Origin of the sequence: Nonomuraea sp. NPDC051191 (genome assembly GCF_044455665.1) — a bacterium.
Lineage (GTDB): Bacteria > Actinomycetota > Actinomycetes > Streptosporangiales > Streptosporangiaceae > Nonomuraea.
In genome coordinates this window covers 12,328-37,636 of record NZ_JBITEZ010000024.1, presented here as the reverse complement: position 1 = coordinate 37,636, position 25,309 = coordinate 12,328, and the positions used below count along the sequence as shown (strand labels likewise).

Below are 25,309 nucleotides of genomic sequence, written 5' to 3'. Positions count from 1 at the left end.
CCACGTCGGGCCCCGGCGAGCCCCCAGTGGGCGCACAGCGGACATGGAAAGGGCCGCGCGGTCGGCCGCGCGGCCCTTTCCAGCTGCTTCCCTACAGGTACTGGCCGGTGTTGGCGACCGTGTCGATCGAACGGCCGGCCTCGGTGCCCTGCTTGCCGGAGACCAGCGTGCGGATGTAGACGATCCGCTCGCCCTTCTTGCCGGAGATGCGGGCCCAGTCGTCGGGGTTGGTGGTGTTGGGCAGGTCTTCGTTCTCGGAGAACTCGTCGACGCAGGCGGTGAGCAGGTGCTGCACCCGCAGACCCTTCTGGCCGCTCTCCAGGAACTGCTTGATGGCCATCTTCTTGCCCCGGTCGACGATGTTCTGGATCATCGCGCCCGAGTTGAAGTCCTTGAAGTAGAGGACTTCCTTGTCACCGTTGGCGTAGGTCACCTCGAGGAAGCGGTTCTCCTCGCTCTCGGTGTACATGCGCTCGACCACACTCTGGATCATGCCGTGGATGGTCGCCTCGCGAGAGTCGCCGTGCTCGGACAGATCGTCGGGGTGCAGGGGAAGCTCGGCCAGCAGGTACTTGGAGAAGATGTCCTTGGCCGCCTCGGCGTCGGGCCGCTCGATCTTGATCTTCACGTCCAGGCGGCCGGGCCGCAGGATCGCGGGGTCGATCATGTCCTCGCGGTTGGAGGCGCCGATCACGATGACGTTCTCCAGGCCCTCGACGCCGTCGATCTCCGACAGCAGCTGAGGGACGATGGTGTTCTCCACGTCGGAGGAGACGCCGGAGCCTCGGGTGCGGAAGATCGAGTCCATCTCGTCGAAGAACACGATCACCGGGGTGCCCTCGGAGGCCTTCTCACGAGCCCGCTGGAAGACGAGGCGGATGTGCCGCTCGGTCTCGCCGACGTACTTGTTGAGCAGCTCCGGGCCCTTGATGTTGAGGAAGAAGCTCTTGCCCGACTGGCCGGTCTTCTCGGCGACCTGCTTGGCCAGCGAGTTGGCGACCGCCTTGGCGATGAGCGTCTTGCCGCAGCCGGGCGGGCCGTAGAGCAGCACGCCCTTCGGGGGACGGAGCTTGTGCTCGCGGAACAGGTCGGCGTGCAGGTAGGGCAGCTCGATGGCGTCCCTGATCTGCTCGATCTGCCGCATGAGCCCGCCGATCTCCTCGTAGGAGATGTCGGGGACCTCCTCGAGGACGAGCTCTTCGACTTCGGACTTGGGTATGCGCTCGTAGACGTAGCCGGAGCGGGGTTCGAGCAGGAGCGAGTCACCGGCCCTGATGGGCTGGCCGACCAGCGAGTCGGCCAGTCGTACGACGCGCTCCTCGTCGGCGTGCGAGATGACCAGGGCCCGCTTGCCCTCGTCCAGCAGTTCCTTGAGCATGACGATCTCGCCGACCTCTTCGTAGCCGAGTGCCTCGACCACGTTGAGCGCTTCGTTGAGCATGACCTCCTGGCCACGCCTCAGCGAGTCGACGTCGACGGCGGGGCTGACGTTCACCCGGAGCTTGCGCCCTCCGGTGAACACCTCGATCGTGCCGTCTTCTCGGGCTTCAAGGAAGGTGCCGAAGCCGGACGGCGGCTGCGCCAGCCGGTCGACCTCCTCCTTGAGAGCGACGATCTGGTCCCTGGCCTCCTTGAGTGTGGCCACCAGGCGCTCGTTCTGGCCGGTCACGGCCGCGAGATTCGCCTGTGCCTCATGGAGACGCTCTTCGAGGACTCTGGCCTGACGGGGTGACTCGGCCAGCTTCCGCCTCAGCGCGGTGATCTCCTCCTGCAGGAAGGAGACCTGTGTTGAAAGATCAGCGACCTCCCGTTCGCGCTGCGCGGCTCGAGCCTCAGCATCATCGCGAGCTGCCACGCCCCGTCACCTCCTTCCCAGTCGAGGGCGACTACTAAGGACCTTACCTATCTCGGGCCCCTCCGTAACCTGGCCGGGCAGTGTTCGTCGAGTGACATGCAGTATTCGGTGAATAATCCCCAATGGTGCGTTTAATACTCCCAGCATATGAACACGGCGATCTGTTCCCGTGTCACGCACCAACGCACCCTCGTGGCCAAATTGTCATAGTTCCTCGGTGGTTCCCTTCGGTCGGCGGCGTCGCGGTGGCGGCGTCACTCCGTCTGCCATGCGACGGGCGCTGACGAGGAAGCCGGTGTGGCCGATCATCCGATGATCGGGACGAACCGCGAGCCCTTCGACATGCCAGTCGCGAACCAGGGTCTCCCACGCATGAGGCTCGGTGAAACACCCGTGATCGCGAATGGCCTCCACGGTCTTGGACATCTGGGTCGTCGTGGCGACGTAGCAGCAGATGACCCCGCCGGGGGTGAGGGCCTTGGCGGCGGCGTCGACGCACTCCCAGGGGGCGAGCATGTCGAGGATGACGCGGTCGACGTCGGTCTCGTCGATCGAGGAGACCAGGTCGCCGAGGGCCAGGCGCCAGTTGTCGTCCATGGGGCCGCCGAAGAACTTCTCCACGTTCTTGCGGGCCACCTCGGCGAACTCCTCGCGGCGCTCGTAGGAGGTCACGTGGCCCTCGGGGCCGACGGCGCGCAGCAGGAAGCAGGTCAGGGCGCCGGAGCCGACGCCGGCCTCGATCACCCGGGCGCCGGGGAAGACGTCGGCCATGCCGACGATCATCGAGGCGTCCTTGGGGTAGATGACGGCCGCGCCGCGCGGCATCGCGAGCGTGTAGTCCTGCAGGAGGTGGCGGAAGGCGAGGTAGGCGGTGCCGCCGGAGGACCGCACGACGGAGCCTTCAGGCTGCCCGATCAGGTCGCTGTGCGGGATGGCGCCCTTGTGCGTGTGGAAGACGCCGTCCTGCTTGAGCGTGATCGTGTGGCGCTTGTTCTTGGGGTCGGTGAGCTGCACCTGATCCCCTGCCTGGAACGGCCCATGCCTGCGGAAACCCATGGTGGCAAGGTTATATGGGTTTCTCCCGCGTCCGGACGCACGGTATCTATGGGGGATGCTCCCGCGCGACGTGATCTCCACCGGCCCCCTGATCCTGCGAATGCCCGCCGAGCCCGACGCCGAGGCCGTCGCGCGCACGATGGACGATCCCGTCACCGCCCGGCATCTGCCGCTGCTGCCCTCGCCGTACCGGGCCGAGGACGCCCTCGCCTACCTGAAGTACGCCGAGGACAAGTGGGAGTCGGGCGGCGCGGAGTGGGCCGTCACCGAGGACGGCCGCTACTGCGGCGCGATCGGGGTCCGCCCGCCCGACCGCTGGGGCACGGCCGAGATCGGCTACGTGGTGGCGCCCTGGGCGCGTGGCAGGGGCGTGGCCGCCCGGGCCGCCAGGGCGGTCGCCGACTGGCTGGCCGACCAGGGGGTGCACCGGGTCGAGCTGCAGGCCGAGGTGGAGAACGTGGCGAGCCTCAAGGTCGCGCTCAGGGCCGGGTTCCGCGAGGAGGGCCGCCGGCGCAGGGCCAGGCGGCTGCGCGACGGGCGGTGGGCCGACCTGGTGTCCTTCGCCAGGATCGCCGGGGAGCCGGCGCCGGCCGACGAGCCGTACCTGCCCTTCTTCGACGGCGGCGAGCTGAACGACGGCGTGGTGCGGCTCGTGCCGCTCTCGGTGGACGACGCCGCCGAGTACCACCGGATGATGTGCGACCCGAGCGTGACGGCCTACTCCCTGACCCCGCCGGCCTCCCTGGCGGAGGACGAGCAGCGCTGCCGCTGCACCGGCTACTGGTGGGCCACCGGCCAGCGGATCGAGCTGGCGATCAGGGACGCGGCCACCGGCGCCTTCGCCGGGCACCTCCAGCTCATGCAGGTCGCCCCCGTGCTCGGGCAGGCCATGATCGGCTACTCGCTGGTGCCGGCCTTCCGCGGCAGGGGGTTCATGACCCGCGCGGTGCGGCTGCTGGTCGACTGGGCGTTCGCGCGCACGTCCCTGCACCGGATCGTGGCGGGCACCGACGTGGTGAACACGGCCTCGCACGCGGTGCTGGAGCGCGCCGGTTTCAGCAGGGAGAGCCTGCACCGGGAGCTGTTCCCGAAGCCGGACGGCACGCGGGCGGACGACGTGGAGTGGGTGCGGCTGCGGTCGTCGTGAAGGGCTCGGCCGGCCTGACCTCCTAAATGCGGAAAAATCGCAATTTCCTGTTGAGGGGTAGTCAAGAGCCGCGTCGAGGGTGATACTCCGGGGCACCGTTCGGAGTTTCGCGTGACCGGGCCGCGCGATCTCTTCCCCCTCTACCCGAGGGAATCACCGCGATGCCAAACAACCGTGTCGATATCGCCATGCGTGACCTCATCTCCGCGTTCTCCTGCCTGGAGGTCGCCGACGTGATCGATCGGCTCGCGCGCGCCGCGGCCGTCGTGGCGGGCACCGCGTACGCGGGGTTCGTCCACGTGGACGTGCTGCGGCGGGAGGCCCGTCCGGTGCACGTCCACGCGCCGCCGGGTGACCCGCTGCGGGTGCGGCGGTGGCTGACGGAGTCGGGGGTGCTGAAGGAGCTGGCCGTCGTGGAGGAGGCCCTGCGGCTGGCCCGGGACGAGACGATGGGCGAGCCGGGGTTCCTGGCCGTCCCGGTGCCGGCGCAGGTGCGCGACCACACGTTCGTGTGGGTGGCGGGACGGGGGTTCCAGGAGGGGGACGAGCACCTGCTGGGCCGGTTCGCGACGGCGGCGGGGCGGGCGGTGGAGGGCGCGCGCGGGCTGGAGACGGCCGTGCGGCTGTTCCGCGGCGTACGGACCTTCCGGCCCGGCTGACCCTTTGGACGGCCCGGATCCCGCTTTCCGAGAGGGCCGCCGATCAAGTCCGGACTTTTCCGGAAACGTCACGCAGCGTTCGCAGGAAATGCGTTCTCCGGTCCCGATATTTCGCATTCAGACGGGAAATATCAGGCATTATCCAAGCAATTCCAGCAACGGCTTCCCGGCACACGAACGCCCGCACTCCCGGCGAGGGAATGCGGGCGGACGGGACCTCGATCAGCCCCTCGATCAGCCCTTCGGTCAGCCCCGGTGGGCCTCGAAACGCAGGGTGCGGGAGACGCCCACCCGGACCGTCGTGCCGGGCGCGATCGTGACCGGCTCGTTGGGCGGGATGTCGTAGAAGTTGGGGTCGCCGGGCGGCTGGATCTGGGTGCCGTTGACCGAGCCCAGGTCGACCAGGTTGACGTCCCAGCCGTCGAGGGCCACCCGCAGGTGGCGGCGCGAGACCGAGCCGTCGGGGCTGGTGACCTTGGCCGGCCTGGCCGAGCCGCCCGCCACCTCGGGCGCGCGCTCGGGATCACGGCCCAGCAGGTAGTCGCTCTCCAGCGGCAGCGCCGTGCCGTCGTCGAGGATGAGCACCCCGAGCGAGGGCCGCGGCCCCTTGTACGGCACCAGCGTCCGCTGCACCAGGGCGATGCCGCAGACGGCGCAGTAGGGCACCCTGGGGTCGTTGAAGTGGTCGTTCTTGCAGTCGACCCCGTAGACCAGCGGACGGTCACCGTGGTCGCCCTGCTGCTCCTGCGGCGGCGGCCCCGGGTGGTCGAAGTGCTCCGGCGGGCCCAGCACGGGCGGGGCCGGCTGGTCGAAGTGGTCGGGCGGGCCCAGGTGCTGCTGCTGGTGGTCGGCCATGCCGCTGCCGGCCGGCGGCAGGTCGTCGTAGGAGGGGAACTGCTGCGGGGGCTCGGGGTGGGACTGCTCCTGCGGGGGCAGGTAGGGAGGCTGGTCCTGGGGCGGGAGGTAGGGAGGCTGCTCGTGGCCGAACGGCGACTGGTCCTGACCGAAGGGCGACTGGTCCTGACCGAAGGGCGGCTGGTCGTGCCCGAACGGCGGCTGGTCCAGCGACGGAGGGCCGGAGTGGGGGCCGGACGGGGGGCCGGGGTGCGGGACGCCGGCCTGCGCGCCCGAGGGCGGGCCCTGCTGGACGAGCGGCGGCTGGTCGGCCAGCGGGTAGGGAGGCCGCTCGACCGGTCGCTCGACCGGCGGCTCGACCGGCGGGGCCAGGTCGGGCTCCATGTGCAGGCCCGTGTTGGGCAGCTCGCTGGTGAGCGGCCTGGACCGGTCGGGCGCCTGCGCCTGGGGACGTACGTGCACCGGCTGGTCGGTGAGGTCGCCGATCAGGCCGCCGCCGTGGACGACGCCGCCCTCGAAGCCGACCGCGGGATGCGCGGCGCCGGCACCGGGCAGGGTGAGCTCGACGCGCTCGACCGGGCCGCTGATCAGCCGGTCGGCCCAGGTCAGCGAGTCGCTGCCGGCCAGGCGCGTCTCGCCGCCCGAGGTGCTGACCGAGGCGGACGCGGAGCCGCTGACCAGCACCGCCACGCCGCCGCCGACGGGACCGGCGACCGCGCACGTGACCGGGTCGCCCGCCATGTTGGCGGCCAGCACCTGCGCCGCGCGGCGGGCCAGCGCCCGGCCGTCGCCGCCGGAGGCGGCGGTGTCGCGCAGCGCCTCGATCAGGCCGTCGGCGGCCGTCTCGCCCGCGTCGCACACCAGCAACAACCCGCCGACGTAGGCGACGAGCCCGTCACCGGGAAGGGGACGCACCACTCCGAAGCCCTGGCCGCTCATGCGCCCTCCCTCATGACGACCGTGCTGCGCTCATCGGTGCCCTCGCTGCGCTCGGTCACTCAACTCTCCTCCCCGGAAGCCGGCGATATTACGGCACCCGCACTGCCGTGCCGGCCACCAGCCATACGCATACCCAGGCGACGTGCCCGTGTCGCGGCCCAGGCGTCTCGATTCGGTGAACCGGTGGACCACGACCAACCCGTCAACTGTGCAAGTTCGGCCAAACAGAAGACTATCGGCCTGCCGTCCTGGCATCGAAATCGCCGGGCTACGGGAAGTGGCCGGACAAGACCTTAGCCGCAAACACGCGGGGCATGTCAGACCCCGGTGAAGACGCGGTTGACGTCGGCGGTGGCGAGCACGCCGTAGATCTCGCCACCGTGCTCCACCAGCAGGTACTCGCCGGCGGGGGCCGAGCGCATGGCGTCGATGAGCGGTTCGCCGGTCAGGTCGGCGGCGAGCACCATGGTGGGTTCGATCGCCTTGGCCAGCGAGGCCACGTCGACCCACGGCCGCCGGTGCTCGGGGGTGGCCTGGACGGCCGCCTCGTTGACGATGGCGACCGGCCGTCCGTCGTGGTCGACCACGACCAGGGCGCCCGCGCGCTGCTCGGTGGCCTGCCGCAGCGCCTCGGCCAGCGGCGTCTCGCCCGCCACCGGGATCGCCCTGCGGGCCAGCGCCCGCGCGTTGACCTGCGGGATGCGGGCGCGGATGCGGGCCACGCGCAGCGACTGGGTGGCGCCCATCCAGATGAAGGAGGCCAGCACCACCGGCCACAGCAGCTCGACCGGGTCGAACCCCTGCCCGCTCGTCATCGACGTCGCGAACGGCAGGACGACCAGGAGCACGGCCAGCACGCGCCCGCCCCAGGCGGCCACGACCGTGCCGGAGCCGGGGTTCTTCGTCAGCTTCCAGACGCCCGCGCGCAGCATGCGGCCGCCGTCGAGAGGCAGGCCGGGCAGCAGGTTGAACACGCCGACGATGAGGTTGGCCACCCACAACTGCCAGATGAGCACCTCGGCGATGCCGCCGTCGTTGATCAGGTACGTGTCGGCGAGCAGGCCCAGGCCCGCCAGGCCCAGCGACAGCCCAGGCCCGGCGGCGGCGACCAGGAACTCCTTGCCCGGCGTGGGCGGCTCCTTCTCGATCTCGGACACGCCGCCGAGGAAGTAGAGGGTGATCCGGCGCACCGGCAGGCCGAACATCTTGGCCAGCACGCTGTGGGCCAGCTCGTGCAGCAGCACCGAGACGTAGAGCAGCACGGCGAAGACGAAGGCCACCGCGTAGGCGACGGTGCTGTCCAGCTCGGGCAGCATGTCGCGCATGCGGGGGCCGAACATGACGGTGATGAAGCCGGCGACGATGAACCACGTCCAGGAGACGTACACCGGGATGCCGAAGGGACGCCCCATCCGAAGGCCGGGGAACTCCTGACGCGGGCTCTGCTCGCTCACCGCACTCCTCGTACGTCCATTACGTGCTGTTGCTGCCTCGATGCTACGCGCCCGATCACGTGTTCCTCGTCCCGGCGAGGGTTATTCTGTCGGGCTCTTGACCTAGAGTGCGGTGCATGACGTTGACCGAACCGGTGATCATCGGAGCTCTCTCCCCGTCCCGGGCAGGCGATTTCATGACCTGTCCCCTGCTCTACCGGTTCCGGGTCATCGACCAGCTGCCCGAGAAACCCTCCCCCGCGGCCGTGCGCGGCACCGTGGTGCACGCCGTGCTGGAGCGGCTCTACGACCTGCCGGCGCCGCGCCGCTCGGTACAGGCGGCACTGGAGCTGCTGGAGCCGCAGTGGCAGCGGCTGCTGGAGGACGACGAGCAATATGCGCGCATGTTCGCCGACGACGCCGAGCAGGCCGAGTGGCTGGCGCAGGCGCGGGCGATGCTGGAGCGCTACTTCACCCTGGAGGACCCGACCCGGCTGGAGCCGGCCGAGCGCGAGCTCTACGTGCAGGCGGTGCTGGAGGGCGGCCTGATGCTGCGGGGCTACGTCGACCGGCTCGACGTGGCGCCCACCGGCGAGGTCCGGGTGGTCGACTACAAGACGGGCAGCGCGCCCGGCCCCGACTTCGAGGCCAAGGCGCTGTTCCAGATGAAGTTCTACGCGCTGGTGCTGTGGCGGCTGCGCGGGGAGGTGCCCCGGCTGCTGCAGCTGGTCTACCTGGGCGGGCGCGGCGAGGTGCTGCGCTACGCCCCCGACGAGGCCGACCTGCTGGCCACCGAGCGCAAGGTCATGGCGCTGTGGACGGCGATCGAGCGGGCCCTGGAGACCGGCGAGTGGCGGGCGCGCCGCAGCAAGTTGTGCGACTGGTGCGACCATCAGGCGCTGTGCCCCGAGTTCGGCGGCACCCCTCCGCCGGTGCCCGACCGTCAGCCCGGCGACACCGTGCGCAGCAACCGGCGCGCGGCCACCGACGAGCTGTAGCCCTCCGACAGGCCGCCCCTTATCCTCCCGAGGGAGGAGTTCCAGGCTCTCACCTGGGCCTACAGTGAAGCGGTGCGGATCGACCGACCCCTGTTCCACGACACGGCCCTGGCCGTGGTGGTGGCCGCGGCCTCGGTGACGCTCTTCCTCCTCTACGGGCCCGAGCGCCTGCAGCCGCCGGAGCTGGCGCCCGAGGGCATGCGCGCGCCCGACGGGCTCGGGGCGGCGCTGCTGGTGCTGGCCGCCGCGCCGATCGCGGTGCGCAGGCGCTGGCCGCTGGCGGCGCTGTGCGCGGGCCTGGTGCCCGAGACGCTGCTGACCTCCCTGGGTTACGGCGCCGGTGCGTCGGGGGTGTCCGGGCTGGTGCTGCTGTACTCGGTGGCCTCCAACCGGGGGCTGGCGGTGGCGCTGGGCGGTCTGCTGGTCTCGCTGCTGACGTACACGGTGGGGGCGCTGGCCGGGCCGGTCACGCTGCCGGGCCCGAGTGAGCATGTGGTGGCGATCGTGGTGCTGCTGGCGGTCTGGGGGGCGGGCAGGAGCCTGCGGCTGCGGCGGGCGTACCTGGAGGAGCTGCGCGACCGGGCGTCCAGGCTGGAGCGGGCCCACGCGGCCGACACGCGGGCCGCGCGGGCCGAGGAGCGTTCGCGCATCGCCCGCGAGCTGCACGACGTGGTGGCCCACCACGTGAGCGTGATGACGGTGCAGGCGGCCGCGGCGCGGCGGGTGCTTTCCGCCGATCCCGACCTGGCGCGGGAGGCGCTGTCGGCGATCGAGAACACCGGGCGGCTGGCGATGACGGAGATGCGCAACATCGTGGGCGTGCTGCGTACCGACGCGCGGGCCGAGCTGGGGCCGCAGCCGGGCGTGGGCGACCTGCCCGGGCTGGTGGAGCAGATGCGCGAGGCGGGGCTGCCCACGCTGCTGCGCGTGGAGGGCGAGCCGCGGCCGCTGCCCGCCGGGGTCGACCTGGCCGCCTACCGGCTGGTCCAGGAGGGGCTGACGAACAGCCTGCGGCACGCGGGGGCCGGGGCCGAGGCGGTGGTCACCGTCCGCCACGCCCCCACCGGCCTGGACGTACGCGTCGAGGACGACGGCATGGGCACCGCGCCGGCGACCGACCGGCCGGGCCACGGACTGGTCGGCATTCGCGAGCGGGTCGCACTCTATGGTGGAATTCTGAACATCGGTCCGCGACCGGGGGGCGGTTTCGAGGTGCGGGCGAGCTTCCCGTTGAAGGACGGCCAATGACGATCAGAGTGCTGCTGGTGGACGACCAGCCGCTGCTGCGCACGGGATTCCGGCTGATCTTGGAGGCCGAGTCCGACATCACCGTGGTCGGCCAGGCCGGCGACGGCAAGGCCGCGATGGAGCAGACCAGGGCGCTGCTGCCCGACGTGGTGCTCATGGACATCCGCATGCCGGGCGTCGACGGCATCGAGGCCACCCGCAGGATCGTGCGGGAGGCCGCGCCGACGGCGCACGTGCCGAAGGTGCTGGTGCTGACCACGTTCGACCTCGACGAGTACATCGTGGAGGCGCTGCGGTCGGGGGCGTCGGGGTTCCTGCTGAAGGACGTGCCGCCCGACGAGCTGGTGCAGGCGATCCGGGTGGTGGCGGCCGGCGACGCGATCGTGGCGCCGAGCGTGACCAGGCGGCTGCTCGACCGGTTCTCCAGGCGGTTGCCCTCGGCCTACGAGCAGGCCACGCCGGCCCGGCTCGACCGGCTGACCGAGCGGGAGCTGGAGGTGCTGCGGCTGATCGCCAAGGGCATGTCCAACGCGGAGATCGCGGCCAAGCTCGTGGTGAGCGAGACGACGGTCAAGACGCACGTGGGCAACGTGCTGACCAAGCTGGGGCTGCGCGACCGGGTGCAGGCCGTGGTGCTGGCGTACGAGACCGGGCTGATCACGCCCGGCACGCTGTCCTGAGGCCGCCGCCCCGGCTGGAGGGCGGCGGCCAGGGGCGGTAGGCCCCCGTCAGGCGGTCAGGCCTGGGTCGCCGCGGCGGTCGCGGCGGCGGGCGCGTTCTCCGGGAAGTGGCAGGCCACGCGGTGGCCGCCGGCCATGGTCTCCAGGGGCGGCTCGACCGTCTTGCAGATCTCCTGCGCCTTCCAGCAGCGGGTGTGGAAGCGGCAGGCGGGCGGCGGGTTGAGCGGGCTGGGCACGTCGCCGGTGAGCCTGATGCGCTCGCGTTCCTTGCGCGCCTTGGGGTCGGGCACCGGCACGGCCGACAGCAGGGCGTTGGTGTAGGGGTGCATCGGCGAGCTGTAGAGGCTCTTGCGGTCGGCGATCTCGACGATCTTGCCCAGGTACATGACCGCGACCCGGTCGCTGATGTGGCGCACCACCGACAGGTCGTGGGCGATCACGACGTAGGTCAGGTCGAGCTCGTTCTGCAGGTCCTCCAGCAGGTTGACGACCTGGGCCTGGATGGACACGTCGAGCGCGGAGACCGGCTCGTCGGCGATGATGAGCTTGGGCTTGAGCGCGAGCGTGCGGGCGATGCCGATGCGCTGCCGCTGGCCGCCGGAGAACTCGTGCGGATAGCGGTTGTAGTGCTCGGGGTTGAGGCCGACCAGGGCGAGGATGTCCTGGACCGCCTTCTTGACGCCGTTCTCGGTCTGCACGCCCTGGATGCGGAACGGCGCACCGACGATCGTGCCGACGGTGTGGCGGGGGTTCAGCGACGAGAACGGGTCCTGGAAGATCATCTGCATGTCGCGGCGGAGCGGCCTGAGCCTGCCCTGCCCCATGTGCGTGATGTCCTGGCCCTCAAAGACGATCTTGCCGCCGGTCGGCTCCAGCAGCCTGGTGACCAGGCGGCCGGTGGTGGACTTGCCGCAGCCGGACTCCCCCACCAGGCCGAGCGTCTCGCCCTTGAAGACGTCGAAGCTGACCCCGTCGACCGCCTTGACGGCGCCGACCTGCCGCTTGAGCAGGCCCTTCGTCACCGGGAAGTGCTTCTCCAGCCCTTGGACGGAAAGAAGCGGCTCGTTCGCGGTCACCGTCTCGCTCACTGGCTCTCCAGCACTGGCTTGATCTCGTTCTCCCACAGCTCCCGCCGCTCCGTCCTGCTCATGTGGCAGCGCACCAGGTGGCCGCCCTCGGTCTCGATCAGGCCGGGCACCTCGCTCCTGGCCTTGTCCCCGGTGCGCTCGGCGTAGGGACAGCGGGGGTGGAAGGCGCAGCCCGGAGGCACGTTGATGAGGGACGGCGGCGACCCCTTGATCGGCAGCAGCCGTTCGGTGGGCTCGCGGTCGAGGCGGGGCATCGATCCCAGTAGACCCCATGTGTAGGGGTGCTCGGGACGGTAGAAGATGTCGTCGGCGGTGCCGTACTCGATGCACTTGCCGCCGTACATGACCAGGATGTCGTCGGACAGCTCGGCCACCACGCCCAGGTCGTGGGTGATGATGATCAGCGCGGAGTTGAACTCGCGCTGCAGGTCGACCATGAGGTCGAGGATCTGGGCCTGCACGGTCACGTCGAGCGCGGTGGTCGGCTCGTCGGCGATGAGCAGTTCGGGGTCGCACGACAGCGCCATGGCAATCATGGCGCGCTGGCGCATGCCGCCGGAGAACTCGTGCGGGTAGGAGTCGACCCGGCTGTGCGGCTCGGGGATGCCCACGCGGCCCAGCATGTCGACGGCGTGCTTCTTGGCGACGGCCTTGGACACCTTGTGGTGGATCCGGTACGCCTCGATGATCTGGTCGCCGACCGTGTAGAACGGGTGCATCGCCGACAGCGGATCCTGGAAGATCATCGCCATCTTCTTGCCGCGCAGCCCGCGCACGTGCTCCTGCGAGGCGCCGACGAGCTCCTCGCCGTCGAGCCAGATCTCGCCGGAGACGTTGGCGCCCTTGCCCTTGTGCAGACCGAGGATGCCGAGGCTGGTGACCGACTTGCCCGAGCCGGACTCGCCGACGATGCCGAGCGTCTTGCCGCGTTCGAGGCTGAAGGTCAGACCGTCGACGGACCTGACCAGGCCGTCGTCGGTCGGGAAGTGGATCTTCAGGTCCTTGACGTCGAGAAAGGGACTCACGCCAGCCTCACTCTCGGGTCAACGACCGCGTAGAGCAGGTCGACGATCAGGTTGGCCAGGATGATGAAGGCCGCCGCGACGATCGTGACGCCCATCACCTGGGGAAGGTCGTTGTTGCTGATGGCGTCGACGGCGTACTTGCCGATGCCGGGCAGCGAGAAGGTGCTCTCGGTCAGGACGGCGCCGCCGAGCAGCAGCCCCAGGTCGAGGCCGAACATGGTGAGCACGGGGGTGAGCGTGGCCCGCAGCCCGTGTTTGAGCACCACCTTCCGCTCCGCCAGGCCCTTGGCCCTGGCCGTGCGGATGTAGTCCTCCGACATGGTCTCCAGCATGCCCGCCCGGGTGAGCCGGGCGTAGCCGGCGGCGTACAGGAAGGCGAGCGTCACCCAGGGCAGCATGAGGTTGTTGGCCCAGGTGAGCGGGTCTTCGCTGATCGGCACCCAGTCGGCCACGTCGCCCACCAGTCCGAGCTGGTCGCGGAAGATGGCCAGGGAGACGATGCCGGTGAAGAAGATCGGCAGCGAGACGCCGGCCAGCGCGATGCCCATGGACAGGCGGTCGAAGAAGCTGCCGCGGCGCAGCGCCGACAGCACGCCGGTGGCCACGCCGAAGATGACCCACACCACGGCCGCGCCGAGCGCCAGCGACAACGTGATCGGCAGGCGGTTGAGCAGGTCGGGCAGGACCGGGTTCTGGCTGACGTAGCTGTAGCCGAAGCAGGGCGCCGGGCAGTGCTCGATGCCGGGGCCGTAGTTGCGGTCGACGCCGACGAAGATGCCCTGCACGAAACGTCCGTACTGGACCATGATCGGGTCGTAGAAGCCGAGGCGCACAGCCGTGTCGTGGATCACCTCGGCGTTGGCCGCCTTGCCCACGTACCGGGAGGCCAGGTCGTCAGCGGACATCCCAGCGAGCCGAGGCACGAGGAAGAAGATGGCGAACGTCGCGATGCTCACCACGAAGAGCAGCATGACGGCCGCTATCAACCGTCTGAGAATGTATGTGAACACTGATCTCGGCCATGGCGGCCGGGCCTTGTGGGCCCGGCCGCCGAAGCCTTCACCTGCTTTCGGTACGTGACGTTCCGGCAGTATGCGCCGTTGCTACTGGGTGCTCAGCGTGAGGAACTCGTACATGCCCCAGTTCTGGGAGACGAAGACGTTCTTCAGCTGCGGCGGCCGGTAGAACAGGCCGTGCGCCCAGACGTAGGGAAGGATGTACGACGACTCCATGACTTCCTTGTCGACCGCGGCCCAGATGGCGTTGCGCTTGGTCGCGTCGGTCTCGCCCGCGGCCTGGTCGATCAGCTCGTCGATCTTGGGGTCCTTCACGCCGAGGTTGGTGTTACCGGCGGGACGGATGACCCGGCTGTCGACGATCTGCTGGAAGAAGCCGAAGCCCTCGGGGTAGTCGGCGCCCCAGCCGTAGACCATGAGGCCCAGGCCGTTCTTCTTGGCGAAGTCGGGCTTGCCGGCGTAGAGCTTGAAGTAGTCACCCTGCGGGAAGCCCTTGAGCTCCAGCTTGATGCCCACGCGGCCGAGCGACTGCTGCAGCGCCTCGGCGGTCTGCTTCTCGGCGGAGCGCTCGTTGCGGAAGGAGATGGTGGTGCTGAAGCCGTTGGGCTGGCCACAGGCCGCCAGCTCCTCCTTGGCCTTGGCGACGTCACCGGTCGGGTTGGCCTCGACGCCGTAGGGGTCGATCTTCTGGTAGCCGGTCATCTTGGCCGGCATGAGGCTGAGTGCCACGTCGCCACCGGCGTCCGGACCGCCGTAGGCGCCCTGGATGGCCGAGCGGTCGGTCGCGTACTGCACGGCCTTGCGGCAGTGGATGTTGTCGAACGGCGGCACGTCACCGTTGATGTTGGTGAACCAGGTGCGGTCGATCGGGGCCGAGTCGGCGTACTGCTTGACCTTCTCGTCCGTCAGGACCGTCTTGCGGGCGTTGGCCGCCACACCGGTGCTGTTGACCTTGACGTCGATCTTGCCGGAGAGCAGGCGCTGGTCGAGGTCGTCCTCGTTCTGGCCGAGCAGCACCTCGATGGAGTCGTTGAGCTGCTTGCGGTTGGGGTCGGTCGCCGCGTCCCAGTTCGGGTTCTTGACGAGCTCGATGCGCTTGGTGAGCTCGTGCGCCTTGAACATGTACGGGCCGGTCGCGACCGGGTGCTCCTTGTACTTCGAGCCGGTGTCCTTGGCCTCGGGCACGGGGGCCGTCTGCGGGAGCATGGCGAAGTAGTCGAAACCGCCGTACGCCTTCTTCAGGTGGAAGACGATCGTCTGGTCGTCGGGCGTCTCGATCGCCTTGAGGTCGTCGAGCTTGCCCTTCATCTTGTACGGGCCGGTGTAGCCGCCGAGGTCGAGCCAGTCGTTGAAGTACGTCGGGCCGCTGGGCAGGATGTCCTTGTCCAGCGAGCGCGCCACGCCGTACTTGACGTCCTTGGCGGTCACCGGGGTGCCGTCCTCGAACTTGACGCCCTTGCGCAGCTTGTACGTCCAGGTCTTGCCGCCGTCGCTCGGCGTGCCCAGGCCCTCGGCCAGGTCGCCGACGAGCTGCAGGCCCTCCTCGCCGGGGACCGGCTTGAACATGGTCAGCGCGCGCGTGTAGAGGCGGGCGAAGTTCCAGGCGTAGCCGTAGTACATGTCGCCCGGGTCGACCGAGTCGAAGTCGCCGGGCATGCCCATGTGGAGCGTGCCGCCGGCCTTCTCCGACGGGTTGATGACCGCCGTCACGCCCGCGTTGTACTTGCTGGACGGCTTGTCGTCGCTGCCCGAACCGCTGGTGTTCTTGCTGCCGCCACCGCCGCCGCCACACGCGGAGACGACCACGGCGAGAGCGGCGGTCACCGCGATCGCCGACGCCTTAGATCTCATCTTCATCGACCTGACACACCCCTTGAATCTAGGAGTTGAGAGAACTTGCGGATAACTACTCACGAGGCCTTATCGGGCCTTGGGATCGAACGCGTCCCTGAGGCCGTCACCGAGCAGGTTGAACGCCAGCACGGTGATGAAGATCGCGAGGCCGGGGAAGATCATGAAGTTGGGCGCCACGTCGTAGTTGTGGACCGCCTCAGCCAGCATGCCTCCCCACGTGGGGGTCGGCGGCCGCACGCCCACGCCGAGGAAGGAGAGTGCGGCCTCGAACAGGATGTTCGACGGGATCAGCAGCGTCGAGTACACGAGGATCGGCGCGAGCAGGTTGGGCAGGATCTCCTTGAACAGGATCGTGTGGCTGCGCGCGCCCAGGCTTCTTGAGGCGTCGACGAACTCCCGCTCGCGCAGGGAGAGCGTCTGGCCCCGGATGATGCGCCCGATGTAGGGCCAGTTGAAGAAGCCGATGATGAAGACCAGCAGGCTGATCCTGAGGGTGTCGCCCGACATGCCGAACGCCTTGTCGGGAATGACGCCCGCCAGCGCCAGCGCGAACACCAGCAGCGGGAAGGCGAGGAAGATGTCCATGAGACGGGAGATGACGGTGTCGACCCAGCCGCCGAAGAAGCCGGCGATCATCCCCATCACCGTGCCGAGCACCACGCACAGCAGAGTCGCGAAGAACGCGATCAGCAGGGAGATGCGGGCGCCGTACAGGATCCGGCTGAACAGGTCGCGGCCCGTGGTGGGCTCGACACCGAACAGGAAGTCCCAGCTCATGCCGCCGAAGGCGCCGATCGGAGCCTGGATCGCCGGGTCGATCTTCTCCCGGTGCCATTCGGCCGGGTCGTGACCGAGCCACGACACCAGCAGCGGCGCGAAGATCGCCACGAGGATCAGCAGGACGATGACGATGCCGCCGATCATCGCGATGCGGTCGCGCTTGAGGCGCATCCAGGCGATCTGCCCGAGGGAACGCCCCCGGATGACTGAAGACTCCGCCCCCTCAAGAACGGTCTCCGGCCCGGCCTCGACGGCCGAGCCAGGAACATCGAGCGGTGCGGTCATGCCAGTGGCCCCCTGGATTCCAGACGACGTCGTCCGTGTCGGCGCGACCCGGTCAGGGTAGTGCGCCCGTGCAAGGCGAGTCCGCGCAGTCGCGGCCCCAGGAGGCAGAATCTATGGCCTGAGCTGGTATGACCAGTCCCTCAGCGCTCGATGTGGCTCAACTGTGATTGACGCGAAACTTATTCGTATCGATCTTGATGAGAATGTCTACAGCCCGTCCCGGTTGGGTCTCGGAACTGTGACAGTGCCGATCCACGACCGATTCCGTCCGAAATCAGCTGATGCCGCGGCGCTTCAGCAGGGCCTCGATATCGGAGAAGTCATCGTCGCTCTTGGGCGTCTTGGGGGTCACCGACGGCTGCGACTTGTTCGCTACGGGCTGAACCGACGGCTTCCCGTCCGGCTTCCCGTCCGGCTCGGGGGCCGCCTTCTTCTTCCGGCCCACGGACAGCCTGCGGCCGCGCATGAACCCGGAGACGACGAACAGCACGGCGGCCAGACCCGCCACGGCCACGCCGGCCCACACCATCGGGTTGAGCACCAGCCCGGTGACGAACCCCACCGCGGTCGCCCCGATCGTCCACAGCGCGCTGAGCGCGCCGGTCAGGTAGGCCGCCACCGGCAGCAGCGACCAGGCCGCCAGCCGCATCCCCGCGGCCGCTCCCCTGCGCCTGAAGGCCAGGAAGCTCAGCACCAGCCCTACCGCCGTCACCCCGGCGCACAGCGGCAACCAGGCGATCTGATTGAACATTGAGGCCGCCCCTCGTCTCGACTACGCCTTCCATCCTGGCACGCGAAACACGGGCGGCCCCTCCTCCGCGAGGACCAGACGCCCCCTAGGGGATCAACGCGCGCAGATCGGCGACCCCGACCTCGGCCAGCGAGGAGACCACCAGGCGGCCGGGGGCCGGCTCGACGGGCAGCAGGTTCGGGACGGCCACGACGGCGCAGCCCGCCGCCGTGGCGGCCGCCACGCCGTTGGGTGAGTCCTCCAGCACGACGCAGCGCACCGGCTCGACGCCGAGCAGCCGGGCGGCCTTGAGGTACGGCTCGGGGTCGGGCTTGGTCCGCTCGACGTCGGCGGCGGTGACGACGACGTCGAAGCGGTCTCTGCCGAAGCCCTTGAGCACGGCCTCGGCGATCTCCTTCATCGAGGAGGTGACCAGGCCGACCGGCACCCCCTCGTCACGCAGGGCCTCCAGCAGCTCCGCGGCCCCCGGCATGACCCCGACGCCCTCCGCCAGGCGCTCGACCATGCCGGAGACCATCCACTCCTGCACCGTCGACGCCGGCACGTCGGCGCCGGAGACGCCCAGCATGTAGTCGAGCGTGCGCTCCATGGAACCGCCCACCAGGTGGGCCTGGTGCTGTGGCGTCCATTCGGCGCCGAGCCGGGCCATGACCCTGGTCTCGATCTCCAGCCAGACCTTCTCGCTGTCGACGAGCAGGCCGTCCATGTCGAAGAAGACCGCTTCCACGGGTTGTTCCCCCCGGATCTAGACGTTGAAGTACTTGGCCTCGGGGTGATGGGCGACCAGCGCCGAGGTGGCCTGCTCGGGGTGGAGCTGGAACTCCTCCGACAGGCTGACGCCGATGCGCCCGGGCTCGAGCAGCTCGAACAGCTGCCGCTGGTCCTCCAGGTTGGGGCAGGCGGGGTAGCCGAAGGAGTAGCGGCAGCCCTGGATGTTGACCTTTAGCATGTCGTCGAGCGTCTCCTGACCGCCGATGCCCCACTCCGCGCGCACCCGGGCGTGCCAGTATTCGGCCAGCGCCTCGGTGAGCTGCACCGACAGGCCGTGGAGCTCCAGGTAGTCGCGGTAGGCGTCCTTCGCGAACAGCTCGGCGGTGGCCTGGGAGATCTTGGCGCCCATGGTGGCCACCTGGAAGCCGACCACGTCGACCTCGCCGGAGTCCTTGCCCCGGAAGAAGTCGGCCAGGCACAGGTGCCGGTCGCGGCGCTGGCGCGGGAAGGTGAAGCGGGTGCGCTCGTTGCCGTCGTCGCCCAGGATGATCAGCGAGTCGCCGTCGCTGACGCACGGGAAGTAGCCGTAGACGACGGCCGCCTCCAGCAGGCCCTCGGTCTGCATGCGCTCCAGCCACATGCGCAGCCTGGGCCGGCCCTCGGTCTCGACCAGCTCTTCGTAGCCGGGCCCGTCGCCGCCCCTGGTGGGCTTGAGGCCCCACTGGCCCAGGAACAGGGCGCGCTCGTCGAGGAAGGCCGCGTACTCGGCCAGCGAGATGCCCTTCACCACGCGGTCGCCGTGGAAGGGCGCCGCGGGCACCGGGTTGTCGGCGGCCACGTCGGAGCGGGCGGGCAGCGCCTCGACCGGGGTGCGCTGCAGCACCGCGCCGGTCTTGACGCGCCGCTCGCGCAGCGGCGGCAGCGTGGCGCCCACGACGCCCCGCTTGACGGCCATGAACGAGTCCATCAGCCGCAGCCCCTCGAACGCGTCGCGGGCGTAGCGCACCTCGCCCTCGAACAACTCGGCGAGGTCCTGCTCGACGTAGGCGCGGGTGAGGGCGGCGCCGCCGAGCAGCACCGGGTACCTCTCCGACAGGCCCCTGGAGTTCATCTCCTCCAGGTTCTCCTTCATGATGACCGTCGACTTCACCAGCAGGCCGGACATGCCGATCACGTCGGCCTTCTGCTCGTCGGCGGCCTCCAGGATGGCCGAGACCGGCTGCTTGATGCCGAGGTTGACCACCTGGTACCCGTTGTTGGACAGGATGATGTCCACGAGGTTCTTGCCGATGTCGTGCACGTCGCCCTTGACCGTGGCCAGCACGATGCGGCCCTTGGTCTCGCCGTCGACGCGGTCCATGTGCGGCTCGAGGTAGGCCACGGCGGCCTTCATCACCTCGGCCGACTGCAGCACGAACGGCAGCTGCATCTGGCCGGAGCCGAACAGCTCGCCGACCGTCTTCATGCCGTCGAGCAGCACCTCGTTGATGATCTCCAGCGCGGGCCGCTGGCTGAGCGCGTCGTCGAGGTCGGCCTCCAGGCCCTTGCGCTCGCCGTCGATGATGCGCCGCTTGAGGCGCTCCCACAGCGGCAGCGCGGCCAGTTCCTCGGCCTTGCCGGCGCGCATGGCCGCGGCGTCGACGCCCTCGAACAGGTCCATGAAGCGCTGCAGCGGGTCGTAGCCCTCGCGGCGGCGGTCGTAGACCATGTCGAGCGCGACCTGGCGCTGCTCGTCGGGGATGCGGGCCATCGGCAGGATCTTGGACGCGTGCACGATGGCCGAGTCGAGGCCGGCGTTGACGCACTCGTTGAGGAACACCGAGTTGAGCACCATGCGGGCGGCCGGGTTGAGGCCGAAGCTGATGTTGGACAGCCCCAGCGTGGTCTGCACGCCCGGGTAGCGGCGCTTGAGCTCGCGGATGGCCTCGATCGTCTCCAGGCCGTCGCGCCTGGTCTCCTCCTGGCCGGTGGCGATGGGGAAGGTCAGGCAGTCGACGATGATGTCCTCGACGCGCATGCCCCAGTTGCCGGTCAGGTCCTCGATGAGGCGGCTGGCCACGCGCACCTTCCAGTCGGCGGTGCGGGCCTGGCCCTCCTCGTCGATGGTCAGCGCGACGACCGCCGCGCCGTGCTCGCGCACCAGGCGCATGATCTTCTGGAAGCGGGAGTCGGGGCCGTCGCCGTCCTCGTAGTTGACGGAGTTGACGGCCGCGCGGCCGCCGAGCATCTCCAGGCCGGCCTGGAGCACGGCGGGCTCGGTGGAGTCGAGCATGATCGGCAGCGTGGAGGCGGTGGCGAAGCGGAACGCCAGCTCCTTCATGTCGGCCACGCCGTCGCGGCCGACGTAGTCGACGCACAGGTCGAGCATGTGGGCGCCGTCGCGGGCCTGGTCGCGGGCGGTCTCCACGCAGTCGTCCCAGCGGCCCTCCAGCATCGCCTCGCGGAAGGCCTTGGAGCCGTTGGTGTTGCAGCGCTCGCCGATGGCCAGGTAGGAGGTGTCCTGGCGGAAGGGGACCGTCTGGTAGAGGGAGGAGGCGCCGGGCTCGGGGTGGGGGCGGCGCGCGGCGACCTCCTTGCCGCGCACCCGCTCGACCACCTGGCGCAGGTGCTCGGGGGTGGTGCCGCAGCAGCCGCCGACCAGCGACAGGCCGTAGTCGCGGGCGAAGGTCTCGTGCGCGTCGGCCAGCTCCTGCGCCGACAGCGGGTAGTACGCGCCGTCGGAGGTGAGCACCGGCAGGCCGGCGTTGGGCATGCACGACAGCTTGAGCCGGGAGTGGCGGGCGAGATAGCGCAGGTGCTCGCTCATCTCGGCCGGGCCGGTGGCGCAGTTGAGCCCGACGATGTCGACGCCGAGCGGCTCGATCGCGGTGAGCGCGGCGCCGATCTCGGAGCCGAGCAGCATCGCGCCGTTGGTCTCGATCGTCACCTGGGCGATGATCGGGACGTCGCGGCCGGCGGCCTCGACGGCCCGCTTGGCGCCGATGACGGCGGCCTTGACCTGGAGCAGGTCCTGGCAGGTCTCGATGATGAGCGCGTCGGCGCCGCCCGCGATCAGGCCGGCCGCGTTGTCGCGGTAGGCGTCGCGCAGGTTCCGGTAGGGCAGGTGGCCCAGGGTCGGCAGCTTGGTGCCGGGCCCCATCGAGCCGAGGACGAAGCGCGGCTGGTCGGGCGTGGACCAGTGGTCGGCCCGCTCGCGGGCGATGCGGGCGCCGGCCTCGGAGTACTCGAAGACGCGCTCGCCGATGTCGTACTCGCCGAGCGCGGCCAGGTTGGCGCCGAAGGTGTTGGTCTCGACGCAGTCGACGCCGACGGCGAAGTAGGCGTCGTGCACGCCCTGGACGATGTCGGGACGGGTGACGTTGAGTACCTCGTTGCACCCCTCGTGACCCTCGAAGTCGTCGAGCGTCGGGTCCTGCGCCTGGAGCATCGTGCCCATAGCCCCGTCGGCCACGATCACGCGCTGGGACAACACTTCTCGGAAGGACGGGGAGATGCTCATGCCGTAGAGCTTATCGGGTGCGTCCCGACCGCTTATTCTTCCGCCTGTCAATTGACGTGGCGTCCAACAAGGCCCTGACACCCATGACCGTTCTGCCCCTTTTGGGATGATCCGCTAGGGGCGAACGAAAGGGAGGGGTGAGAGCTGCGGGACGGGGGATAGTCGCGTGGTGGGCTGGGCGAAAGGGGTGGGCCGGTGGCTCGGAGCGTTCGCGGGGAGATCGGTGACGCCGACGCCTGCTTACCGCATAGGCTTAGCGCGATGACGGAGAGAGGAGGCGACACGTGATCGAGCTCGAAGGGCTGCCCGAGCTCGTCGACCCGGTGCTCATTGCCGCGTTCGAGGGCTGGAACGACGCGGGCGAGGCTTCCAGCGGTGTGATCGCCCATCTCGAGTCGTCCTGGAAGGCCGAGCCCCTGATCGCGCTCGACCCCGACGACTACTACGACTTCCAGGTCACCCGTCCCGTGGTGGAGATGGGCGACGGGCTCACCCGGTCCATCGTGTGGCCGACGACGCGGCTGTTCCACGCCCGTCCTCCGGGCAGCGAGCGCGACGTCGTGCTGCTGCGCGGCATCGAGCCCAACATGCGCTGGCGTTCCTTCTGCGCCGACATCGTCAAGGTCTGCCACGAGCTGGGCGTCGAGCTGGCGGTGATGCTGGGCGCGCTGCTCAACGACTCACCGCACACCCGTCCCGTGCCGATCCTGGGCGGGGCCACCGACGAGGCGCTGGCCCGCTCGACCAACCTTGAGCTCAGCCGCTACGAGGGCCCCACCGGCATCGTCGGCGTGCTCCAGCACGCCTTCGGCGAGGCCGGGCTCGACGCGATCTCCCTGTGGGCCTCGGTGCCCCACTACGTCGCCCAGCCGCCCAACCCGAAGGCCACCCTCGCGCTGCTGCGCCGCATGGAGGACGTGCTGGAGATCCCGATGCCGCTCGGCGACCTCGACGAGGAGGCGCGGGCCTGGGAGCGCGGCGTCGACGAGCTGGCCTCGCAGGACAGCGAGGTGGCCGAATACGTCAAGGAGCTGGAAGAGCGCAAGGACGCCGCCGAGCTGCCCGAGGCCAGCGGAGACGCGATCGCCGCCGAGTTCGAGCGCTACCTGCGGCGACGCGACCGCGACACCGACGGCTGACCTCCGACCGCGCCTGTCGGGGCAGGCGTCGGGACCGGCGGCCGACTGCTTCAACGCCGCTGCCGGCCGGCCTCTGACCGTTCTGATGCCGCTATCGACCGACCTCTGACCGCCTTGTCGGCCGACCTCTGACCGCCTACGTCCGGGCGGGTGCCGGGATGGGCTGACGGCTTTCGAGTGCCTGGTCGAAGCGGTGCCAGATCAGGGCGGTCACGGCGGGGTCCGGGGCCAGCGGGGCGGTGACCAGGTCGGCGCCCGCGCCGGTCAGCCGGTCGTGGAAGAAGCCGGGGGCCAGCACGTACGAGGCGACCACCACCCGGCCACCGGACGTCGTCCGCGCCTGATCCACCGCCTCGCGCAGGGACGGCGTGCCCGACGCGGCGAAGGCCGCCGTGACCGGGCGCGACAGACGTACCGAGAGCCGATGGGCCACGGCGCGCACGTCGGCGAGCCCGGCGGGGTCCGAGGAGCCCGCGGCGCCCAGGATCACCGTGTCGGCGGCGCGCAGCCCGGCTCGGTCCAGCGTGCGGACGAGTGCCGAGGTCAGCAGGCGGTGCGGCCCCAGCCGGTCGGCGACCAGCGCGTCCGGGCGGCGGGCGGCGATCACCTCGGGCAGGTCGATGTGCACGTGATAGCCGCCGGCCAGCAGCAACGGCACGACGACCACCGGCCCCGGCACGGCGGGCAGCACGTCCTTGAGCAGCGGGCCGCTGATCTCCAGGAAGGCCGGCTCGACCCGGTGCCCCGGACGGGCCCGGCGGACCGAGCCGGCCAGCGCGGCCAGGGTCCGCTCCCCCGCCGCGCTCCGCGTACCGTGCGCGGCCAGCACCAGCGTGGGCAACGGTCCGGCCGCCGGCACGGGGGCGGGCTGGGCGGGCCGGTGGGGGGTCACGGGGTCGGCTCGTGGGAGCAGGCCAGGCGGTAACCGCGTTTGACGACCGTCTCGACGATGCCATGCGGGCCCAGGGCGCGGCGCAGGCGGGTGACGGCCATCTCCACCGCGTGCTCGGCCGAGTCGCGGGCGGTGCTGCCCGGCAGGACCTTACGCAGGTCGGCGCGGGAGACCACGTGGCCCGGCTTGTCGGCCAGGCGTTTGAGCACCGCCATCGGCGCGGGCGGCAGGGGACGCAGGTCGCCGTCCACGACGACGGCGTGGCCGCGGATCTCCAGCCGGTGCCCGCCCGCCACCAGCCGGGAGACGCCGTGCTCGGGCAGATGCCTGGCCAGGACGCGGGCCAGGGCCCCCAGCCGGGCGCGGTCGGGCAGCAGGGCGCGTACGCCGCGCGAGGTCAGCGGCTCGGCCGTCACCGGGCCCACGCACGCGGCCACGACGGGCCCGCCGAACGCGGCCAGCAACGCCTCCTCCAGCCCGTCGGACCGGGCCGCGCCGAGCATCGCGTGGACGGCGGGCGCGCTGGTGAAGGCCACCGCGTCCACCGCGCCGGAGACGGTCTGGCTGATCAGGCGGCGCAGGGGCGAGATGTCGCGGTAGGGCAGCCATCGGTAGACCGGGATCTCGATCACCTCGGCCCCGGCCCGGCGCAGGTCGGCGACGAAGGCGGTGAGCGGCTCGCCGTGCTGCTGCACCGCGATGCGGCGGCCGCGCAGGTCCTGGGCGAGGAGGTACTCCTTGATCTCGTCGCAGGACTCGGTGGCGGGCGTCCAGTGGTCGGTCAGGCCGGCGGCCCGTACGGCTCCTCTGGCCTTGGGGCCGCGGGTGAGCAGGCGCGCGCCGGCGAGGTGGTCGCCGAGGTCGGCGGACAGGCCCCATCCTTCGGCGGCGGCCATCCAGCCGCGGAAGCCGACGCCGGTGGTGACGACCAGGTCGTCCAGAGGGGCCTGGAGGGTGTGGCGGGTGGCGGCGAGCAGGTCGGCGTCCTCGGCCAGGGGCACCAGGCGGATGGCCGGGGCGCTGACGACGCGGGCGCCGCGCCGCTCCAGCAGCGCGCCGAACTCCTCGCGCCGCCGCGTGGCGGTCACCCCGACGGTGAACCCGGCCAGCGCGTCGGGCGCCGTCTCGGGAGACGACCCGGCGGCCGCGAGACCCGCCGTCGCGGGGGACGATCCATCGGGCGCGAGGCCCAACGGCTCGGGGGACGACCCGGCGGGCGCGAGGTCCGTCGGAGGCGCGTACGCGCGGTCCCGTGGGCCTTCGGCGGCGGTCATGCCGTCACCTCCGGGCGGGCGATCCACCCCAGGTGAGCCGTCCGACCCGGGCGGGCGGGCCGGCTCAGGCGGGTGGGCCGGCCTGGGAGGGGTCCGGGCGGGGGGCCGGGGATCACAGACGCGGG

General features: G+C 70.5%; 20 protein-coding genes. 6 read left to right on the top strand and 14 right to left on the bottom strand.

Annotated elements, in window-relative coordinates:
- Positions 1-91: 91 nt before the first annotated feature.
- Positions 92-1,855, bottom strand: a complete 1,764-nt coding sequence (arc, locus tag ACIA8R_RS46440; RefSeq protein ID WP_357706964.1) for a proteasome ATPase — start codon at positions 1,853-1,855, stop codon at positions 92-94.
- A 204-nt stretch (positions 1,856-2,059) separates the two neighbouring features.
- Positions 2,060-2,911 (bottom strand): tRNA (adenine-N1)-methyltransferase, encoded by an 852-nt coding sequence (locus ACIA8R_RS46435; protein WP_357706966.1) that lies wholly within the window; start codon positions 2,909-2,911, stop codon positions 2,060-2,062.
- A gap of 55 nt (positions 2,912-2,966) precedes the next feature.
- Between ACIA8R_RS46435 and ACIA8R_RS46430 the strand changes: the two genes are divergently transcribed.
- A complete protein-coding gene (locus ACIA8R_RS46430; protein WP_397044271.1) occupies positions 2,967-4,058 on the top strand; it encodes a GNAT family N-acetyltransferase in 1,092 nt (363 codons plus the stop codon).
- A gap of 161 nt (positions 4,059-4,219) precedes the next feature.
- On the top strand, positions 4,220-4,717 hold the full coding sequence (locus tag ACIA8R_RS46425; protein WP_397044269.1) for a hypothetical protein: 498 nt from the start codon (positions 4,220-4,222) through the stop codon (positions 4,715-4,717).
- A gap of 246 nt (positions 4,718-4,963) precedes the next feature.
- Here the strand turns inward: ACIA8R_RS46425 and ACIA8R_RS46420 are convergent, their stop codons facing one another.
- Both ACIA8R_RS46420 and ACIA8R_RS46415 read right to left on the bottom strand, forming a co-directional pair.
- A complete protein-coding gene (locus ACIA8R_RS46420; RefSeq protein WP_397044267.1) occupies positions 4,964-6,511 on the bottom strand; it encodes an FHA domain-containing protein in 1,548 nt (515 codons plus the stop codon).
- 317 nt (positions 6,512-6,828) lie between these two features.
- Entirely contained in the window at positions 6,829-7,965 is a 1,137-nt protein-coding gene (locus tag ACIA8R_RS46415; protein ID WP_357706970.1) for a site-2 protease family protein, read from the bottom strand.
- 116 nt (positions 7,966-8,081) lie between these two features.
- Between ACIA8R_RS46415 and ACIA8R_RS46410 the strand changes: the two genes are divergently transcribed.
- From ACIA8R_RS46410 to ACIA8R_RS46400, 3 genes are all read left to right on the top strand, one after another.
- Entirely contained in the window at positions 8,082-8,942 is an 861-nt protein-coding gene (locus ACIA8R_RS46410) for a RecB family exonuclease (protein WP_357706972.1), read from the top strand.
- A 72-nt stretch (positions 8,943-9,014) separates the two neighbouring features.
- On the top strand, positions 9,015-10,190 hold the full coding sequence (locus tag ACIA8R_RS46405) for a sensor histidine kinase (RefSeq protein ID WP_357706974.1): 1,176 nt from the start codon (positions 9,015-9,017) through the stop codon (positions 10,188-10,190).
- Positions 10,187-10,870 (top strand): response regulator transcription factor, encoded by a 684-nt coding sequence (locus ACIA8R_RS46400; protein WP_364095590.1) that lies wholly within the window; start codon positions 10,187-10,189, stop codon positions 10,868-10,870. Before ACIA8R_RS46405 ends, ACIA8R_RS46400 begins: the two co-directional genes overlap by 4 nt.
- 56 nt (positions 10,871-10,926) lie before the next feature.
- On the opposite strand, the gene ACIA8R_RS46395 is transcribed toward ACIA8R_RS46400, so the two are convergent.
- The 8 genes from ACIA8R_RS46395 to metH form a co-directional block, all read right to left on the bottom strand.
- On the bottom strand, positions 10,927-11,958 hold the full coding sequence (locus ACIA8R_RS46395) for a dipeptide ABC transporter ATP-binding protein (protein ID WP_357706977.1): 1,032 nt from the start codon (positions 11,956-11,958) through the stop codon (positions 10,927-10,929).
- The gene (locus ACIA8R_RS46390) at positions 11,955-12,983 is read right to left on the bottom strand and encodes an ABC transporter ATP-binding protein (RefSeq protein WP_357706978.1); all 1,029 of its coding nucleotides are present in this window, start codon (positions 12,981-12,983) and stop codon (positions 11,955-11,957) included. Before ACIA8R_RS46390 ends, ACIA8R_RS46395 begins: the two co-directional genes overlap by 4 nt.
- Entirely contained in the window at positions 12,980-13,993 is a 1,014-nt protein-coding gene (locus ACIA8R_RS46385) for an ABC transporter permease (RefSeq protein WP_357706979.1), read from the bottom strand. Before ACIA8R_RS46385 ends, ACIA8R_RS46390 begins: the two co-directional genes overlap by 4 nt.
- 93 nt (positions 13,994-14,086) lie before the next feature.
- Positions 14,087-15,856: an ABC transporter substrate-binding protein gene (locus ACIA8R_RS46380; protein ID WP_357706980.1), complete on the bottom strand. Its 1,770-nt coding sequence runs from the start codon at positions 15,854-15,856 to the stop codon at positions 14,087-14,089.
- A gap of 63 nt (positions 15,857-15,919) precedes the next feature.
- A complete protein-coding gene (locus ACIA8R_RS46375; protein ID WP_397044263.1) occupies positions 15,920-16,918 on the bottom strand; it encodes an ABC transporter permease in 999 nt (332 codons plus the stop codon).
- 274 nt (positions 16,919-17,192) lie between these two features.
- Positions 17,193-17,669, bottom strand: a complete 477-nt coding sequence (locus ACIA8R_RS46370; RefSeq protein ID WP_364095581.1) for a cellulose synthase — start codon at positions 17,667-17,669, stop codon at positions 17,193-17,195.
- A gap of 85 nt (positions 17,670-17,754) precedes the next feature.
- Positions 17,755-18,396, bottom strand: a complete 642-nt coding sequence (locus ACIA8R_RS46365) for an HAD family phosphatase (RefSeq protein ID WP_364095578.1) — start codon at positions 18,394-18,396, stop codon at positions 17,755-17,757.
- A gap of 18 nt (positions 18,397-18,414) precedes the next feature.
- A complete protein-coding gene (metH, locus tag ACIA8R_RS46360; RefSeq protein WP_364095575.1) occupies positions 18,415-21,879 on the bottom strand; it encodes a methionine synthase in 3,465 nt (1,154 codons plus the stop codon).
- Positions 21,880-22,163: 284 nt separating this feature from the next.
- On the opposite strand from metH, the gene ACIA8R_RS46355 reads away from it, so the two are divergent.
- Positions 22,164-23,018 carry a PAC2 family protein gene (locus ACIA8R_RS46355; protein WP_357706987.1) on the top strand — a complete coding sequence of 285 codons (855 nt, stop codon included), beginning with the start codon at positions 22,164-22,166 and terminating at the stop codon, positions 23,016-23,018.
- Between the two features lie 136 nt (positions 23,019-23,154).
- On the opposite strand, the gene ACIA8R_RS46350 is transcribed toward ACIA8R_RS46355, so the two are convergent.
- A complete protein-coding gene (locus tag ACIA8R_RS46350) occupies positions 23,155-23,910 on the bottom strand; it encodes a sirohydrochlorin chelatase (RefSeq protein WP_397044260.1) in 756 nt (251 codons plus the stop codon).
- A complete protein-coding gene (locus tag ACIA8R_RS46345; RefSeq protein WP_397044258.1) occupies positions 23,907-25,184 on the bottom strand; it encodes a uroporphyrinogen-III synthase in 1,278 nt (425 codons plus the stop codon). The genes ACIA8R_RS46350 and ACIA8R_RS46345 overlap by 4 nt, the downstream gene beginning before the upstream one ends.
- Between the last annotated feature and the right edge of the window lie 125 nt (positions 25,185-25,309).